At 37.5% G+C, this 17,648-nt stretch carries 17 protein-coding genes; 9 read left to right on the plus strand and 8 right to left on the minus strand.

Annotated features, from left to right (window positions below):
* Nucleotides 1-327: 327 nt before the first annotated feature.
* On the plus strand, nucleotides 328-3,141 hold the full coding sequence (locus EDC17_RS07505) for a hypothetical protein (RefSeq protein ID WP_132777479.1): 2,814 nt from the start codon (nucleotides 328-330) through the stop codon (nucleotides 3,139-3,141).
* Between the two features lie 82 nt (nucleotides 3,142-3,223).
* A complete protein-coding gene (locus tag EDC17_RS07510) occupies nucleotides 3,224-3,637 on the plus strand; it encodes a hypothetical protein (protein ID WP_132777480.1) in 414 nt (137 codons plus the stop codon).
* Here EDC17_RS07510 and pssA read toward each other — a convergent pair.
* Both pssA and rho read right to left on the minus strand, forming a co-directional pair.
* Nucleotides 3,630-4,310: a CDP-diacylglycerol--serine O-phosphatidyltransferase gene (gene pssA, locus EDC17_RS07515; RefSeq protein ID WP_132777481.1), complete on the minus strand. Its 681-nt coding sequence runs from the start codon at nucleotides 4,308-4,310 to the stop codon at nucleotides 3,630-3,632. The two genes, EDC17_RS07510 and pssA, sit on opposite strands and share 8 nt — an antisense overlap.
* A gap of 59 nt (nucleotides 4,311-4,369) precedes the next feature.
* Nucleotides 4,370-5,875, minus strand: coding sequence for a transcription termination factor Rho (rho, locus tag EDC17_RS07520; RefSeq protein WP_132777482.1), 1,506 nt, complete (start codon nucleotides 5,873-5,875; stop codon nucleotides 4,370-4,372).
* Nucleotides 5,876-6,202: 327 nt separating this feature from the next.
* Here rho and EDC17_RS07525 point away from each other — a divergent pair, with 327 nt between their 5' ends.
* Both EDC17_RS07525 and EDC17_RS07530 read left to right on the plus strand, forming a co-directional pair.
* The gene (locus tag EDC17_RS07525) at nucleotides 6,203-7,930 is read left to right on the plus strand and encodes an MFS transporter (RefSeq protein WP_132777483.1); all 1,728 of its coding nucleotides are present in this window, start codon (nucleotides 6,203-6,205) and stop codon (nucleotides 7,928-7,930) included.
* A 192-nt stretch (nucleotides 7,931-8,122) separates the two neighbouring features.
* Complete coding sequence (locus tag EDC17_RS07530; RefSeq protein ID WP_132777484.1) at nucleotides 8,123-8,983, plus strand: N-acetylglucosamine kinase; 861 nt, start codon at nucleotides 8,123-8,125, stop codon at nucleotides 8,981-8,983.
* A gap of 78 nt (nucleotides 8,984-9,061) precedes the next feature.
* Here EDC17_RS07530 and EDC17_RS07535 read toward each other — a convergent pair whose 3' ends face one another.
* Both EDC17_RS07535 and EDC17_RS07540 read right to left on the minus strand, forming a co-directional pair.
* Nucleotides 9,062-9,757, minus strand: a complete 696-nt coding sequence (locus EDC17_RS07535; RefSeq protein WP_132777485.1) for a metal-dependent hydrolase — start codon at nucleotides 9,755-9,757, stop codon at nucleotides 9,062-9,064.
* Nucleotides 9,758-9,768: 11 nt separating this feature from the next.
* The gene (locus EDC17_RS07540; protein WP_132777510.1) at nucleotides 9,769-10,083 is read right to left on the minus strand and encodes a YbaB/EbfC family nucleoid-associated protein; all 315 of its coding nucleotides are present in this window, start codon (nucleotides 10,081-10,083) and stop codon (nucleotides 9,769-9,771) included.
* Nucleotides 10,084-10,175: 92 nt separating this feature from the next.
* On the opposite strand from EDC17_RS07540, the gene EDC17_RS07545 reads away from it, so the two are divergent.
* Complete coding sequence (locus EDC17_RS07545; RefSeq protein ID WP_132777486.1) at nucleotides 10,176-10,664, plus strand: substrate-binding domain-containing protein; 489 nt, start codon at nucleotides 10,176-10,178, stop codon at nucleotides 10,662-10,664.
* 55 nt (nucleotides 10,665-10,719) lie between these two features.
* Here EDC17_RS07545 and EDC17_RS07550 read toward each other — a convergent pair whose 3' ends face one another.
* Nucleotides 10,720-11,619: a hypothetical protein gene (locus EDC17_RS07550; protein WP_132777487.1), complete on the minus strand. Its 900-nt coding sequence runs from the start codon at nucleotides 11,617-11,619 to the stop codon at nucleotides 10,720-10,722.
* A 192-nt stretch (nucleotides 11,620-11,811) separates the two neighbouring features.
* Between EDC17_RS07550 and EDC17_RS07555 the strand changes: the two genes are divergently transcribed.
* Nucleotides 11,812-12,396: a thymidine kinase gene (locus tag EDC17_RS07555; RefSeq protein ID WP_132777488.1), complete on the plus strand. Its 585-nt coding sequence runs from the start codon at nucleotides 11,812-11,814 to the stop codon at nucleotides 12,394-12,396.
* A gap of 43 nt (nucleotides 12,397-12,439) precedes the next feature.
* Here EDC17_RS07555 and EDC17_RS07560 read toward each other — a convergent pair whose 3' ends face one another.
* Both EDC17_RS07560 and EDC17_RS07565 read right to left on the minus strand, forming a co-directional pair.
* Nucleotides 12,440-12,946: a glutathione peroxidase gene (locus tag EDC17_RS07560; RefSeq protein WP_132777489.1), complete on the minus strand. Its 507-nt coding sequence runs from the start codon at nucleotides 12,944-12,946 to the stop codon at nucleotides 12,440-12,442.
* Between the two features lie 9 nt (nucleotides 12,947-12,955).
* Nucleotides 12,956-13,819 carry an N-acetylglucosamine kinase gene (locus EDC17_RS07565; RefSeq protein ID WP_132777490.1) on the minus strand — a complete coding sequence of 288 codons (864 nt, stop codon included), beginning with the start codon at nucleotides 13,817-13,819 and terminating at the stop codon, nucleotides 12,956-12,958.
* A gap of 143 nt (nucleotides 13,820-13,962) precedes the next feature.
* Here EDC17_RS07565 and EDC17_RS07570 point away from each other — a divergent pair, with 143 nt between their 5' ends.
* From EDC17_RS07570 to EDC17_RS17580, 3 genes are all read left to right on the plus strand, one after another.
* Nucleotides 13,963-15,741 (plus strand): M61 family metallopeptidase, encoded by a 1,779-nt coding sequence (locus EDC17_RS07570; RefSeq protein WP_132777491.1) that lies wholly within the window; start codon nucleotides 13,963-13,965, stop codon nucleotides 15,739-15,741.
* Nucleotides 15,742-15,806: 65 nt separating this feature from the next.
* On the plus strand, nucleotides 15,807-16,514 hold the full coding sequence (locus EDC17_RS17020; protein WP_207895719.1) for a hypothetical protein: 708 nt from the start codon (nucleotides 15,807-15,809) through the stop codon (nucleotides 16,512-16,514).
* Between the two features lie 77 nt (nucleotides 16,515-16,591).
* Nucleotides 16,592-16,909 (plus strand): transposase, encoded by a 318-nt coding sequence (locus EDC17_RS17580; RefSeq protein WP_394343353.1) that lies wholly within the window; start codon nucleotides 16,592-16,594, stop codon nucleotides 16,907-16,909.
* Between the two features lie 53 nt (nucleotides 16,910-16,962).
* On the opposite strand, the gene EDC17_RS07585 is transcribed toward EDC17_RS17580, so the two are convergent.
* A complete protein-coding gene (locus EDC17_RS07585) occupies nucleotides 16,963-17,469 on the minus strand; it encodes a hypothetical protein (protein ID WP_132777493.1) in 507 nt (168 codons plus the stop codon).
* Nucleotides 17,470-17,648 lie beyond the last annotated feature (179 nt).

Here is a 17,648-nt window from a genome sequence, read left to right on the forward strand (position 1 = left end):
CGAATTTACAATCCGATAAGTTCTGATTAAGAGACAACACGTGTATTATAGTAGACTGCGGTTCCTCAAAACTATCCAGATTAATTTCCGGCTACTCTATATCGAAATCTTCCGAAAATAATGTACTTTAGTATTTCATTATATTAACAATTTTCTATAAGCTCAAATTGTTTATAAATGGATTTTTTCGACCTAAAAATCTAGAAAATTTGAGTGATTAAACAAACATTTATTAATCTAATAATCAAATAATTAAAAACATATAAGTAAAGTTACAATAAATATAAACAACCAATTTATTACTAATTTATTTAGCAAAACACAAATATGAGCAAATATAATAAATATAAAAACATAATAATAAACAACTTAATAGCATCTTGTTTAATATTTTATACACACTATAGTAATGCTCAAATATTTGACAATTCTCAATCCCATTTTCGCGTCAAATGGAACCAAATCAACACCCCACAATTTAGATTAACCTTCCCTGCCGAATTCAAAAACTCAGCTCCTATCCTAGCACAAAACATCCAAAATTACATCCACTTCTCGAGTCTATCGTTGCAGGAGAAGCCACGCAAAATTGATATTATTATCCAGCAAAATCACGTCACACAGAATGGTTTTGTACAGCTAGCACCACGCAAATCGGAGTTGTTCTCCACTCCTTCTGGAGTTGCTGACAATCAAGAATGGCTTCCTAACTTGGCCTTACACGAGATACATCACGTAACCCAATTTGACAAATTGACAGGAAACATCAAACGGCCTTTTGGAGAAATTTTAGCCTTAGGATTCTTCGGGATCAACCTTCCATCCTGGTATTACGAGGGTGACGCCGTACTTCACGAAACACTTTTTTCGAATGGAGGAAGGGGGCGTTTGAGCTCTTGGAATATGGAATTACGAGCTAATATTTTATCCAACAAAGACTATACTTTTAGCAAATACATACATGGTTCTTTTAAAGATATTGTACCCAGTTACTATACAATTGGCTACTTCATGAATAGTCAAATGCGCGAAAAAGACCTGCATATATCAAGCAAAATACTGGAAGAAATGAATGGAAAACTGCTCCGTCCCTTTAACTTTCAGCGTGCCTTAAAGTCAAATTACGGAGGAAAAGCAAGCAAGATTTTTGATGAAACCATCCAAGATTTGAAGCAAAAATGGAGCAATCTACCCATTCAAAAAACACCCGACTACCCAGATTTTGGCGACAAATATCCAACAGATTACTTACTTCCACAGATCGAAAATGGTGCTATTTATACGTTACAAAGAAACAATCAACGCACCGCTCGGATAGTCCAATGGCAAGTAGACAGCATCCAAAAACCGCAAGAAGTATTGCAGTTGGGTATCCAAATCATGCCGTATTTTCACATCAAAAACAACCTCATCGTGTGGGATGAATTCCGCAAAGATGCCCGCTTTTCAAAGCAAACATACAACGTTATTAATCTTTACAACACGCAAACTCGGGTAAAAATAACATTGACAAAAAACACCAGACTGTACACACCGACCCTCTCCCATGACCTAAAAGAAATAGCCTGTATAGAGGTCAATCTCGATAATGAAAGCTCTATAGCCATACTCGATATGGACAGTGGAGACAAAACGGATAGTATCCCTTTGCCGGCTGGAATGCACGTACAACAGCCCTCATACAACAGTGAATCGACTAAACTTATTGCCATAGCGCTGTGCGATAAAGGAACGACTCTTATCGAAATTGACTGTCAAACTAAACAGATCCATCCCTTATTGGAATGGACAAATCTGCAATTTGAAAGGCCCATATACGCGGACAATGCTATTGTTTTTAAGGTCAATCAAAACGGAAAAGACGATATATTTCGCCTCCAAAATGGCGAAATAACTCAATTGACAAAGAGCAATTTCGGCGCTTTCAACCCATTCGTAAGCGAAAAAAAACTATGGTATAATGATTTTACGACAGAAGGATATAAGGTCAACAGCCTCGATTTGTCCAATATTTCGCCCATTCCTGTCGTACTTAAGCCCGCACAGACGCTCTATTCGTCCCAAAATTCTTTCGTATACGCAAATATCGACAGCACAACCAATTACGAAGACAGTATTGAGCCATATAGTGTCCTCAAAAACAGCGTTAATTTTCATAGTTTGACGTTAAGTGCGAATGATTTTGAGAGTTTTGACAACTATAAACCGGGAATATATTGGCTATCGGATGATATTCTTAATACCACACAGCTGCGCTTGGGATATGAACGAGAGGTAGAATTGGCTAAAAACACCTACTTAGCAGAGGTCACGTATCAACGTTACTATCCAAAACTTACAATTGGATATAAAAATTCAGGCAATTTTGGAACGGCTAAGAACTCTTCTGGCAAAGATAGCTTGCGTTTTGATTTCAGATACCACCAGATTACAACCGATATTCAGCTACCATTCAGCGTATACCGAGGCAATAAAGTGTATTCGTATGGATTTAATTTTGGAACTTATTATATCAAACGCTATGATTTAACGGTAAGCAACCTCAAAAATTTTGTCGATCAAATACGTTTTCCACTCAATTATCAAGCTTATTTTAACCGTAATGCGATGATGAGTGCAATGGATTTGGCGCCGCGATGGGGACAGAATTTTAGTTTTATATATAGACATATGCCTTTGCAACAGGGAGAAAATAGTTCGTGGGCATTTCGTACAAATTTCTATTTCCCCGGACTTTTACTAAACCATAGTTTTCAAACCAGATTCAGTTTACAGCGTACCCAGGGTGTATTCAATAATTCATATGATATCCCTTTAGTCGATGGATTCGCTTACTTACCTCACGTGAATCTACGCAATACTTTGTTATTTGATTACAGATTACCACTCCTCTATCCGGATTTATCCGTAAGTCAACTGGCCTATATCAAACGAATTCATGGACAAGTGTCGGCGGATTATCTGAACATTCACCACAGTAGCTTAGCACCAAAAACGATTAGTGCAGCACTTAATTTTGATTTTAACCTTTTTAAATATAATGAACCTTTATTTAACCTAAGCTTGATAGGCACATACCTCATCGATCCAGCAGCCAATAAAAAATTTGTTCCGCGTTTTAGCCTTAGTTACAATTATTAATCAAGTAATTAAAAATCAATATTTTACAAAACAAAATTAATTTGTAAATTGTTATAGAAATTACGCATCAATCTTGAAAATTATGGCTATCATATCAAAAGAAGCAGAAGTTCAAGAAGAATTAATATGCATATATGATCTTCTGTTACAAAAGCGAGCAAGCATACAGAAAGAACTAAAAACTATACGTCTTACCTTTGAGAAACAATGTAATCTGGTTATTCTAAATGGATATGTTGAAGATAAATCACCTATCCTGACGAATAAAATCTATCACAAAAAGTTTCTCGAATATGACACGCATTGTCATATTATTGATATCATAAATGATTTCAAAGACGTATATGGTTACTTTCCAGAGTATGAGGAAATGTATTATACACTGCAGCAGACTATGTTACAATTCGCGGACATAGAAAGTTATGAATGTGCTGCATTTGTCAAGATCTGGGTAGACCGAATACGGCACATTATCTTACAAAAAAATGCTAATTAGCTGCTTCCTGCCGAAAGTGGAGCACTGAAAAAACGATATACAAAACAAAAATCAGAGGAATTGCCAAAATTTCCAACCCGAGAACGAGTAGCAAAGATACGATCAGGAATAAGTATTTGAATTTATTCACTTCCCATCGCAAAGAACTCAATTTCATCGAAAATAATTTCAATTCAGAAACTAATAAGAAGCTTGTGATTATTGTAATTGCTCCTAATACGTACACATTGTATACATATTTGGGATAGATTTCGCCAATGAAAGGTAAGGATACAATCAAAAAAGTATTCATAGGGGTGTTCACACCAATAAAATCCGATGTTTGGCGTTCGTCAATATTAAATTTTGCTAAGCGCAGCGCAGAAAAAACAGTCACCATAAAACCCAAATAAGGCAGATAAGGTGAAGTAGTTACTTCAAGCAACATGCTGTAAAGAATTGCGCCGGGAAGAAAACCAAAACTGATTACATCCGCCAGCGAGTCCAACTCCTTCCCTATTAAGGATTTTACTTTTAACAAACGTGCGACAAGACCATCAAAAAAATCGAATATTCCTGAAGCCAACACGCAATAGAATGCCGCTAGATAATTCCCGCTCAAGACCATCAAAATCCCTATACATCCACTCAATAAATTAAGCGATGTAATAGTATTTGGTATATATTTTTTCATCTACAAAATAAAAAGCCGTCTAAAACTTAGACGGCTTAAAAATATCAATTATATATGAATTATCCATTCATACTTACTAAAAACTCTTCGTTGGAGCGAGTTCCACGCAATTGTTGCAATAAAAACTCCATTGCTTCCGTAGAATTCATGTCCGATAAGTGATTTCTCAATACCCATAAGCGCTGTAACGCTTCGCGGTCCATCAATAGATCGTCACGACGCGTAGATGAAGCTGTCAAATCGATAGCTGGGAACAAACGCTTATTCGCCAACTTGCGATCCAATTGTAGCTCCATGTTACCTGTACCTTTGAATTCTTCGAAGATAACATCATCCATTTTCGATCCTGTATCTGTCAGAGCAGTAGCCAAAATCGTCAATGAACCACCATTCTCAATGTTACGCGCTGCACCAAAGAAACGTTTCGGTTTGTGTAATGCATTCGCATCCACACCACCTGACAATATCTTACCTGAAGCAGGAGCAACTGTATTGTAAGCACGCGCAAGACGAGTGATTGAGTCTAATAAGATAACCACATCATGTCCACACTCTACCATACGTTTTGCTTTTTCCAAAACAATGTTAGCAATTTTCACGTGTCTGTCTGCTGGCTCATCGAATGTCGATGAAACAACTTCTGCACGCACCGATCTCGCCATATCAGTTACCTCTTCCGGACGCTCATCAATTAATAAGATAATCAAATAAACTTCTGGATGGTTCTTTGCAATAGCATTAGCAACCTCTTTTAATAGATTAGTTTTACCAGTTTTCGGTTGTGCTACGATTAGACCACGTTGCCCTTTACCTATTGGTGTAAACATATCCATTATCCGAGTCGAATAATTATTCGATCCTAAGTCAAGGTTTAACTTTTCATCAGGAAATAATGGTGTCAAGAAATCAAATGGCACGCGATCTCTGATCTCAGCTGGATTCTGACCGTTAATAGACTCGATACGTACAAGTGGGAAATATTTTTCACCTTCTTTTGGTGGACGGATACATCCTCTTACATTATCACCCGTTTTCAAACCAAATAATTTGATTTGAGACTGTGACACATATATATCATCTGGAGATGTTAAATAATTGTAATCCGATGAACGCAAGAAACCGTAACCATCAGGCATGATTTCTAATACTCCTTCATTTACAATTACATTATCAAAATCTGCATTGGATGAAGTTGATTCAACTTTTTTAGTTTCAGTGGATTGTTCAGAAGTAGTAGTTGAAGGCTGGGATACGGGAGCTGTAGTGGTAGAATCTGAAGAAAACAAAACGGGTTCGTCTTCTGATTTCGTTCTTTTGGTAACGGCTACTGGCTCGGATTTGATTGTTCTTGTTCTTTTTCTAGGCGATGAATCAGCTGATTCTACGTTTGCTGCTTGTTTCTCTGCTTGGGGTTCTTGTTCTTCACCACCTGATTGCTGAGCTATTTCTGCTATTTTATCGATTAGTTCCTGCTTACGTAGTTTTTCGACGTCTACAATACCTAACACCTTTCCTATCTCGCGCAATTCGGACACGAGCTTTGAATTCAATTCGTTGATATTCATTAATATTGAATTATGATTATATCTTTTTGGATTTTTAATTTGAAATTTAACCTATTTATTAACAATTCTCCCTCAGGAAAGATTGAAAATTTTACTTGTTCATCATTCTACAACTGACTTTCGAAATAGATAATTGATGAACTAGGATAAATTTGAGAATGCACAAAGAAAACTATAAGAAATGAAATATCAAAGAAAAAGTAATAAAAATATCGCTATGCTTATACAGAATCAACAATTATTGCTTACTAAATGGTTTTACTCAATTATTTGAAAAGTTTTTTTTGTAGGTTTATATCACAAAAATATTATGATATACCCTTATATATGAATCAGAATAGTAAACCAACCAATTACCCAGCGTTGTATACCCTCATCGTGGTATTCTTTTTCTGGGGATTTATCGCCGCTGGCAACAGTATTTTTATTCCTTTTTGTAAAAACTACTTTCATCTCGATCAATTTCAGTCTCAGTTGATTGATTTTGCTTTTTACAGTGCCTATTATGTTGGCGCCTTAGCCCTATTTATTTTTGGTACGCTTTCGGGCAGAGATTTGGTAGGTAAATGGGGATACAAGAAAAGTATCGTATATGGATTGCTCTTTTCAGCTTTAGGCGCGGCAGCCATGATTGTAGCCGTAGAGGTCAATGTCTATATGGGCATGCTGATAGGTCTATTCATCGTAGCCCTGGGATTTTCGCTGCAGCAGACTGCGGCCAACCCCTTTGCTGTACTCTTGGGCGATCCAAAGACGGGAGCTTCCCGCGTGAATCTTGGAGGTGCTGTTAATTCTTTCGGCACGACCATAGGACCGCTAGTCATTGGATATGCTTTATTCGGCTCATTCGAACCGATTTCGGATTCAGAGATATCGAATCTTCCCCTTAATAAAGTAGTATACCTATATATAGGAGTAGGATTGCTCTTTATTTTTGCGGCAGCGCTATTCCATTTCTCTAAAAGAGTACCTGCTGGGATTAATAATGAACCGATGGAAGAAGCTTCCAAAGCCAAAAGATTGTTAATCATAATGACTGTTCTTTTGGCGGTATTTTTCATCCCTGTATTCTTAAGCTACAAAAGTGACACCGCTATTATGGTAGAAAATTTGGAAGCACAGATAAATGCTACGACGGATGCCACGACCATCGCCGCGCTGGAAAATCAGGCTAAAAAATTAATCCATCCACTGGAATTACAACGTATGGCTTTATTATTTGGGGCTTTAGTAGCTGTCATTGGTGCGCTGGTATATGGCTACCGCAATGCACAGAAAAATTCGCAAGGATGGGGCGCCATGAAATATCCACAGTTGATATTAGGTATGTTAGCCTTATTTATATATGTAGGTATCGAAGTGGCTATAGGCAGTAATTTGGGCGAACTACTCACCTTAGAAGAATTTGGCAGCTTACAATCTTCTGAAATCACACCTTATATATCTATGTATTGGGGAGGCATGATGATCGGCCGATGGGCAGGAGCTGTTACAGCATTCAACTTTTCGAATGCGACTAAAAAAATCCTTACCGCTGTCGTACCTTTTGTCGCTTTTGGTGTTGTGCTTTCGGTCAATTCTATCGCCGGATTCAACATGTCGCATCTCTATTTCTTTGCTATATGTATTGTTATTCAGGTGGTAGCATTTTTCATTAGTAAAGAGAAACCAGTAGCGACGTTGGTGATTTTCGGAACTTTGGGTCTAGCGGCTATGCTAGTAGGTCTTTTGTCTACAGGAACAGTAGCCATCTATTCCTTCTTGACCGGAGGATTAGCTTGTTCGATTATGTGGGGATCTATATTTGCCTTGTCTATAGTAGGTATTGGAAAATATACCGAACAAGGTTCTGCATTTTTGGTAATGATGATTCTCGGAGGAGGTATCATCCCACCTATTCAAGGAAAATTAGCAGATATAATTGGTATTCACAACTCTTATATAATTCCATTAGTGGGTTTCGCATATATTATCTTGTTTGCTGTTTTGGTCAAAGGTTTCTTAAAGAAACAAAATATAAATATCGATCAAATTGAAGGCTCATCAACGCATTAATCCATAAGCTAATTGTACTTTTTACACTAAGTAGTAAAACAAAAAAACCGCCTTATTTCATCAATAAGATGGTTTTTTTGTTTTTAGCGAAATATTCTATAAAATAAAATGTACAATTGCTATTGTTTTTATGAATAAAAATGTATCTTCGAGAGATATAATTTTGAAAAACTATACTAAAATAAACTAATAATGATCATTATTGCAGATGGAGGATCCACCAAAACCAATTGGTGCCTATTAGATGATAATCACAAAAAAATTTACTTCAATACAGAAGGATATAACCCTTACTTTGTAGATAGCGACTATATTGTAAACTCATTGAAAAAAGGATTGCCAAACGATTTACCTTTAGATAAAATTCAAGAAGTAAATTACTACGGTGCAGGTGTACACAATGATGAAAAAGCTAAAATTGTAGCTGACGCTTTCCGCGAATTATTTCCTAACGCAAAAATCGAAATTGGTCACGACTTATTAGCTGCTGCAAGAGCACTATTGGGTAAAGAAGCTGGTTTTGCAGCTATTCTAGGTACTGGTACAAACACATGTATCTATGATGGTGACAAAATCACACACAATATCAACTCTGCGGCCTATATCTTGGGCGACGAAGGATCAGGTTCATATATTGGTAAGAAATTATTAACAGACTTCGTGCGCGGCTTAATGCCTGAGGATGTGGCAAAAGCATTCTATGATACGTACAAATTGTCTGAAGATGAAATCATGGACAATGTATATACGAAGCCATTAGCAAACCGTTTCTGCGCAAGCTTCAGTAAGTTTGTATACGACAACAATGTTAATATTGAATACACAAGAAAAATCGTTGATGATTCGTTTGAAGCATTCTTCTCTAACTTAGTAAGCAAATACCCGAATTACAAAGAATATACATTCAACTGTATCGGTTCTGTAGGATATAATTTCCGCAACGTATTAGAAGATAAAGCGAATCAATATGGTATGCAAGTAGGTAAAATCTTGCGTTCACCAATTGATGATCTAGTTCAATTCCACATCGACAGATATACGACTTCCAAGTAAACTTGGAAAACCTTATAAAGCAGAGGTCCCAATCAATAGATTGGGACCTCTGCTTTTTTATAATGAGCGAACCTAGAATTATAAGGTAATACTATCTCCTAGCTCTAATAAATGTAAATCAAGTTGCGCTTTTTCAAATACGCTTTTAGCTTCATCTTTGTCAATAGTTACCGGCGGGAAAGTATCGAAATGCATCCCAATAATGTTTTTGCAGTTGATGAATGCTGAAGCTTTCACCGCATCATACATATCCATGGTGTAATGACCTCCGATTGGTAAAAATGCCCAATCCAACTGTAAATCTTCCAATAACATCATCTCATATGTAAGTGCTGTATCCCCTGCAAAGTAAATCTTCTTATCGCCCGTAAAGAACACAAATCCACATGGAACACCTCCATATCCCCCATCTGGCGTAGAATTGGTGTGTAATGCGTATACCATTTTCACTTTACCAAAAGGCAGGGACAATGTACCACCAAAATTAAACTCCAACACCTTATCATCTGGCACACCTTGCTGGCGTACCCAGCCAGCAGTCTCCACGATCGCGGCAACAGTAGCGCCAGACTGTGACTGAATCTTAGCCACATCGGCTACGTGATCCTCATGTCCATGCGATAGAAAGATATAATCGGGCTGGATAGATTCTACTGCGATATCTTTTGCTAACGGATTGTACGTAATGAAAGGATCCAAAAGGACTTTGGTACCATTAAAATTAAACTCAAAACACGCATGTCCTAAATACCTTACCGAAATTTCATTTGCCATATATAATACGTTTATTTTCCAAAAAGATTACCAAGACCTCCAAGTCCACTCAACATATCTTGCGATGCGGCAGCCATTTCTGTCTGGCTCACATTCTCTGCCTGTTGCAAAGCCTTATTGATTGCTACCAATAATAGGTCTTCAATTTGCTCTTTGTCAGCATCCGCAAATAATTCATCACTGATATGAATTTCCTTCACTTCCTTGTTTGCGGTAGCTACGACACGCACTTTACCACCTTCAGCTTCTCCTGATACCGAAATATTATCTAAACGCGATTTGATTTCTTGCGCTTTTTGCTGCGCTTGGAATAATTTGTCAAACATAGTCTCTGTATTTTTTGTAAGACCAAAATACGAAATCATGTTTTGCCCTCAAAATAAGTCATAGAATAAGCTTAATTCTTTAAATTTGTAGCATGACAAAATACCAAGAAATAATCGACTCCTTAAAAAAGCATAACCCTGCGCAGGCGGAATATATCGACGAAGAAATTAATATAATCATCCATAAACTGAAATTTCTCTCGCAGGATAATTTTCCAAAAACGATAGTTCTCAACCAACAAACCAACTTCGAGCCGATGCAAGATGCAATTATTGAAGAAAAAGTGAAGGTTGCGGGTGGCCAGTTTATTAGTCATTGGATCGACAATCCGGATTGCATCATTATCGTTCAATCCAATGAAAGTCTTTATAGTCACATTGCGGACATGTTAAACAACCCTATTGTAACAGCGAGCAGTGCTTATCAACAGAATAATATATACATTATCCAAGAAAACAGCTTTAACACGGACGATACGGTTTACCTTAGAGATGCAGAAATATTAGCCGAAATACTCCAACCTAAGTATTTTGTCTACGGCCATGATGGCTCTGCTTGGGTAAAATTTGACGTTAAATAAAACAAAAAAATCCTGTAAGAACATTACAGGATTTTTTTAACTTATCGATTTATTATTAAACATTAAACTTTTTGCGTAGCAAGGTGTAAAATTTATCTACAGTTTGCGTTTTTTCAGCCCAACCATTTTTGAGCGCATAGTTAGCTTGTAAGAATGCATCCGCCTCAGCAAAGGAATCAAATCTATTCAATAACTCGATGGCTTCGCTATAGGCTAGACTATAGCCGTTGAACAAATCTTTGATATATAATAATTTATCATTCAAACTCACCGCTGTTTTTAAGTCTACGATTTTTTCTTTAGTAGTTGACGTTTGGAATTGCTGCGTGACATTGACTCCGGCTTGCTTTTGCTGCTGGATTAATTCATTAATGGTCAATGGGCGTGCCGATTCTTCAGCTGCAGCTCCCTGAACAGGGATTTCGACTTCTTTTGCCGGAACCGTTACGGGAATTACAGTTTCTTCTTCCGTCACGATTTTCTCCTCAGCAACCGGGGTCTCATCCTCCTTCTGCTCCATGTCTTCTTTAATATCCGCTACATCTTCTGCTGATTCAATCGGGTCTTCCTCTTGAGGCACTTCAGGCGTTATATCCTTAATGTTAAAAGCAAACTCTTCTTGTTGGGTTTCTTCCTTCTCCTCTACTGCATCTTCAGGCAATTCTTCTTTGATTTCTTCAAATATTTCTTGCTTGTCAGTAGGTTTATTGATGGGTGTAGCTGGTGTAAAGATGGTGGCCGAAGCAGCCTCTTTTGCTATACTGCCTGTACCAGCAAGTTGCCCATGTACTTTTAGAGCTTCGATATGCTTAGCCAGAGAAGCCAGATTAGCTTCTAGTAAGGTAACCTCTACGCTGTCTATTTCACTGGATCTTTTTATTTCATTATATTGAGAATGAATATCAGCTAATAAAAAATCAATTTTTGAAAGTAATTGCCCTTTAGTTTTTGCCATGGATATATTTTTTGAATCGTCGTCGACATTGTGCGGTGGAAAACAAAATCGTCTGATAATGACTTGATTTTGGTCTACATCCGCTTTTCATACTGTAAAAATAAGATATAATTTCGATATTCGTATCGTCTAACAAGGGTTGATTTATAATTATTTTTGATAATTATACAATCTTCACACACAACAAAGAATATGCTTTTTTCAGAACAATACTTTAGCCAAAGAGATCGGCAAGTGGGTAGTATAGAGGTCATTTGCGGCTCAATGTTTTCAGGTAAAACAGAGGAGCTGATACGCCGCATGAGAAGAGCACAATTTGCAAAATTACCGGTTGAAATTTTTAAGCCTGCTATTGACATCCGCTACGCGGAGAAGGAAGTGGTATCGCATGATAGCAACAGCATCCCTTCTACGCCTGTAGAGCATTCTTCCGCTATCTTATTATTAAGCGGCGACGCGAAAGTAATCGGTATTGACGAAGCACAATTTTTTGATGAAGATTTGCCGAATGTCTGCATACAATTGGCTAATAAAGGTGTGCGCGTAATTGTTGCAGGTTTAGACATGGATTATCAAGGAAGGCCATTCGGACCTATGCCCAATATCATGGCAGTGGCCGAAGATGTATACAAAGTACATGCTGTATGCGTCAAATGTGGTGCTCCCGCGAATTATTCCTACCGATTTACAAAAGAAAAGAGTGTCGTACTATTGGGCGAAAAAGAAAGTTATGAACCGCGATGTAGACATTGTTATTATTGCGATGAGAATAAATAGAACAAAAAAAGACTTCGAAAATTTCGAAGTCTTTTTTTGTTTTCTACAATTGGTTCACAATAACAGGATCCAATGGTTTTATCTTTGATCTGTAACGGTGGATTAATTTCCCGTTTTCATCAATCAGAAATTTTTCAAAATTCCAATTTATATCTCCTGTGAAATCAGGGTTAGGCTGCTCGGTCAAATATTTGAATAATGGATCGATTTTTTCACCTTTGACTTCCACCTTTTCAGCAATCAAAAAAGTAACTCCATAGTTCTCTTCGCAGAATGCAGCAATATCTTCGTTGCTACCCGGCTCTTGATTTCCAAAATTGTTAGCCGGAAACCCGATCACAACCAGGTTTTTACCGTATTGCTTGTGCAGTTGCTCCAACTCTTTATATTGTGGCGTATAACCACATTTAGATGCTGTATTGACCAAGAGTATTTTTTTTCCTTTGAATTGAGCCATTTGAATTTCCTTTCCATCTATGGTAGTGAATGAAAAATCATGCACCGATGATGGATTTATTAGCATATTCAATAGCATTAATAATGTAATCATAGTCTTGAATTATAATGAAAGATTAGATGTTTCGCGTTCGATGACGTAGTCGAATAAATCGTAAATAGGACTAGCAAGAATTTTGCCAACTTTGACCCCATGCATCTGGCATACCTGACGCAAGTGCAGATCAAATGTATAGGCTACTCGACCTACGAAATTACAGGAGTATTCCCAATAATTGGGATATGTCATAATATTTGTGCGTACAAATTCGTCAAAACCCTCAGCGAGCAGCTTGTCGATATAAGGATGCAATCGATTATCGGCGATAAACGGAAGAAAAGACGCCAAATAAGAATTCGGACGATCTTTTTGGTATACATTCTTTATCACGTTATCTTTTGTCAGTCTATACCTTTCGCCGAATACCTTTGCGATATCGCGAGGCATAGTGCCATACAGATAGTTCGTAATTAGCCGCTTTCCAAACCAAGCTCCTGAACCTTCATCGCCCAGCACATAGCCAATACCATGATGGCTCTGCAATAGATTCTGACCATCATAAAAACTTATATCCGAACCGGTTCCCAAAGTGGCTACTAGCCCTTTGTCGTTTTTCAACGTCGCATATGCTGCACCCAGTAAATCAGATTCTACCGATATAAAAGCATTAGGGAATAATGTAGTCAGTGCATTCGATACGATTTCTCGTCTGTCGGGAGTAATACTCCCTGCTCCGAAGAAGTAAACTTCTTTGATCTCATTCGAATAAGGAATGATTTCGGGAACATCCTTCATCACCTTCTCGATTTCTTTTTCACTCACAAAGAAAGGATTAAGGCCTTTAGTTTTGAAAAACAAAGGTTTACTATCGGGAAGGTTTAACATCCAATCCGAACTCGAAGAACCGCTATCAGCAACTAGTATCATTATTCTTTTACGTTATATCTTTGCATACCAAATATAACAAATCCCTAGAGAGTTTAGGACTTTGGCTCTTGTATTATTATTAATATTTTGAAGTCCATAGCGATAATTCTACCTTTGGTTAAATTTCAGTAACCCAAGCATACATGAAAAAATCGATATTTTTCGAATTATCATTTTCTGAACCGCAGGCACACTATGTAGATGTACGTATGAGCATCTCCGGATTTCAGGAAAAAGAATATATTGACATTAAAATGCCCGTATGGGCTCCCGGCTCTTACTTAATACGTGAGTACGCTAAAAATGTAGAAAAAATAAAATTCAGCAGTCCTGCTAGAGCAGTCACAGCGGAAAAAATCGCTAAAAATACCTGGAGAATCTACAATCCCAGCGAACATATCGAAGTATCGTACGCCGTTTATGGGTTCGAAGTCTCTGTCCGTACATCTTTTATCGATGCTTCACGAGCATTTCTAAGTCCGGTAGGCACTTTCATGTATATCGACGGCTATTTGGATTTGGAAACTTCGGTACACATTGATTTGTTCCCAAGCTGGAACAAGATTTCGACTGGCCTACAAAAGACTTCGGAAACAAACACATTCTACGCGCCGAATTTTGATATTCTTTTTGATTCTCCGATTGAAATAGGTACACAAGATACATGGACCTTTGACGTGGATGGCATTCTGCATGAATGTGCTATGGTGGGCGAAGCTGACTATGATAAAGAGCGTTTGACAGAGGATATTACAACCATTGTAAGGGAAGAAAATAAGATCTGGGGATCAAATCCCAATTATTATTACCTCATCATAACGCACAATTACCAAAATAGCAACGGGGGATTAGAACATCTGAACTCGACAGTCTTGTCGACCTCACGCTTTAATTATGCTCAGCCCACGGCTTACAAAAACTACCTGAGTTTAGTAGCGCATGAATATTTCCACTTGTGGCACGTGAAACGTCTTCGCCCGAAAGCTTTAGGACCGTTCAATTACGACGCCGAAAATTATACCACAGGTTTGTGGATTATTGAGGGTTTTACATCGTATTACGATAATTTGATCATCCGTCGCTGTGGGATATTTGATGAATATGAATATTTACAAAAACTCGCTGTAGACTTTAACACTGTCTACAATCGTCCCGGCTATTTGTTGCAGAGCGCGGCAGCTTCAAGTTTTGACACATGGATCAAACAATACCGTCCGGATGAGAATTCACACAATGTCGCTATCTCCTATTACAATAAAGGAGCCATGCATGCCGTTGCTATGGATATAAAGATTATTGCAGCTTCACAGGGAACCAAATGCTTGGATGATGTGATGCGTGCTGCATACGAGCATTTCTACTTAATCGAAAATAGAGGATTTGAGGAAGACGAGTTCCAAGCCTTGGCAGAAAGAGTAACAGGTGTGGATCTAAGTGATATATTCACCGCTGCACATCATGCCGAAGAGGTGGATTACAACCAGTATTTTCACCTCGTGGGCTATGAAATCATAGATAAGGCTGAAGAACAAAATTATCTAACTCTGGGCATTAAGGTGGGAAGTAATGAGGGGCATACCGTGATCAAGAATGTAGATCGCGACTCTGCTGCATGGATATCGGGCCTAAATGTTGGCGATGAGCTCATTGCAATTAACAATCACCGTATTGAGATTAATGGCAAGGCTATTGAATATGTATTGGCTCATGCCTCAGCCGGAGATACAGTTAATATACTTATTTCAAGAGATGGACTCATAAAAGAAATCCCAGTTAAACTGATTGCCTCCGACAAAAAGTCTTACAGCATACAACGCAGGGAAATTGCTACAGACGAAGAACGCCGACTCGGTAACATCTGGCTATCTATAAAAGACTATTTAGTACATGACAAAAAATATAACCACCTAATTATCAGGTGATTATTTCATAATAAATTTGTTTAAAAGACTGATATTCAGTATATTAAGGTATTATTTCCAACGTAATGCTCTTAAACACGAATACCAGTCAGTGCGATAAGTATACGGATTTATTAACCGTATTTACAGCCCATCTAAGCAAGGATCTCAATCTTTCCAGCATCCGCCAGGTCTGTCTTTTTATAACTGCTCTATGCAAAGTTAAGTCAGTAAACTATTCCAAATTGTCTCCAGGATTTGATTCTCCATCCGCTGCCAGCAGTTGTTTTAGGAGAATCCAGCGCTTCATGGCGCAAGTGGATCTGCCAATGCGACTTATCAGTGCACTTATATTCAATCTTTTACAAAACAACAGCCCCGTTATTCTAGTCATGGATAGGACAAACTGGAAATTTGGACAGCAAAACATCAATATACTCATGTTGGGTATCAGTTATAAGTCTGTTGCCATTCCAATCATGTTTAAGATGCTGGACAAGCGAGGGAACTCTAATTCACAGGAACGAATTACATTGGTCCAGAATTTCATCGATTGGTTTGGACTGGATTCCATCGACTGTATATTAGCTGATCGTGAATTTATCGGAGAGAAATGGTTAGGATTCTTAAATGAACATAGCATCCAGTATCATATCAGGATCCGGAATAACTTTAAGGTGTTCTTGGCTAGAAAACAAAAAGAAATAACGGTATGTCACTTGTTTAACAACCTTAATAGCAGGGTATTCAGACATTACCAGCATATTGTAGAAATGCACGGTCAATTATGTTAGCTATCAGCTACTAAAACTGTTATCGATGGAAAAGTTGAATTTTAATACTGGTATCATTCTATGAATCACAGCAGGCACTGGAATATTATAGGCGGAGCTGGGATATCGAGACACTATTCAAATTTATGAAATCTAGCGGGTTCAATATAGAAGATACCCATGTTACTGACTTGGACCGCCTTGAAAAATTGTTCATGCTTACGATGATAGCATGCCTGTGGTGCTACAAAGTTGGAGAATATATTCATACCCAGATTCGACCCATTAAAATCAAGAAACATCAAAGAAAAGCCGTGTCAATAATCAAATATGGCCTTGATTATATCACAGAATGTTTATTGTCAGGATTCAACAAGTTAAACATCAATTTATTACAATTTTTGCCATGTACATAGAAAAGACTAATAAAAACAGAAAAGCTTTTCAATATTTGAAAAGCTTTTCTGTTTTAGAATTTATAACGAATTGAGAATCCTATTGGATCAAATAATTTGATCGAAGACTCTTGTACGAAATCAAAATAAGGCTTGACATCCAAGGAAAGTGAAATCGGTGCGGTAGGTAAGCTATATTCAATCCCCACTATACCATCAATACTTAACAATAATTCAGAATTTTTTGGAATATGTTCGCCATTGCTGTTGGTATAAGCTTTATAAGTATAATTCCCTATACTTCCACCAAAACCATAATACCAAGAAAAATTGTTTAACGGCAATTCTTTGTGGTATTCATACAAACCTACGACTCTGAATCGGTTGCTCGTCGAATTACTCTGTACACTCAAAATACCTTCAATCGCCCTATCCTGACTCAACGTATAGCGATAGTTGATACCCGAAGCAGAACCAAAACGTGCGCCTATAGCATGCTGACTCGTTAACTGAGCAGAAGCATCATTTGCTAAAAATATACCGGCAGCCAATAAAAAAATATTACGTATCACTTTTTGCATATCAATAAATATCTGAGTTCCAAAAATAACATATTTTCAATGCTATAGGCAAAAAAAATCGTTAACGTTTGTTAATTAAGCGTTTTTAATTCAACTATTCTTTTTTTCTAAACATATTTTCAGTAAATTTATTATGCTAACATAGCGTTATTATAACCACTTATAAAAAAATAAATTGT

The organism is Sphingobacterium alimentarium (assembly GCF_004342685.1).
Classification (GTDB): Bacteria; Bacteroidota; Bacteroidia; order Sphingobacteriales; family Sphingobacteriaceae; genus Sphingobacterium; species Sphingobacterium alimentarium.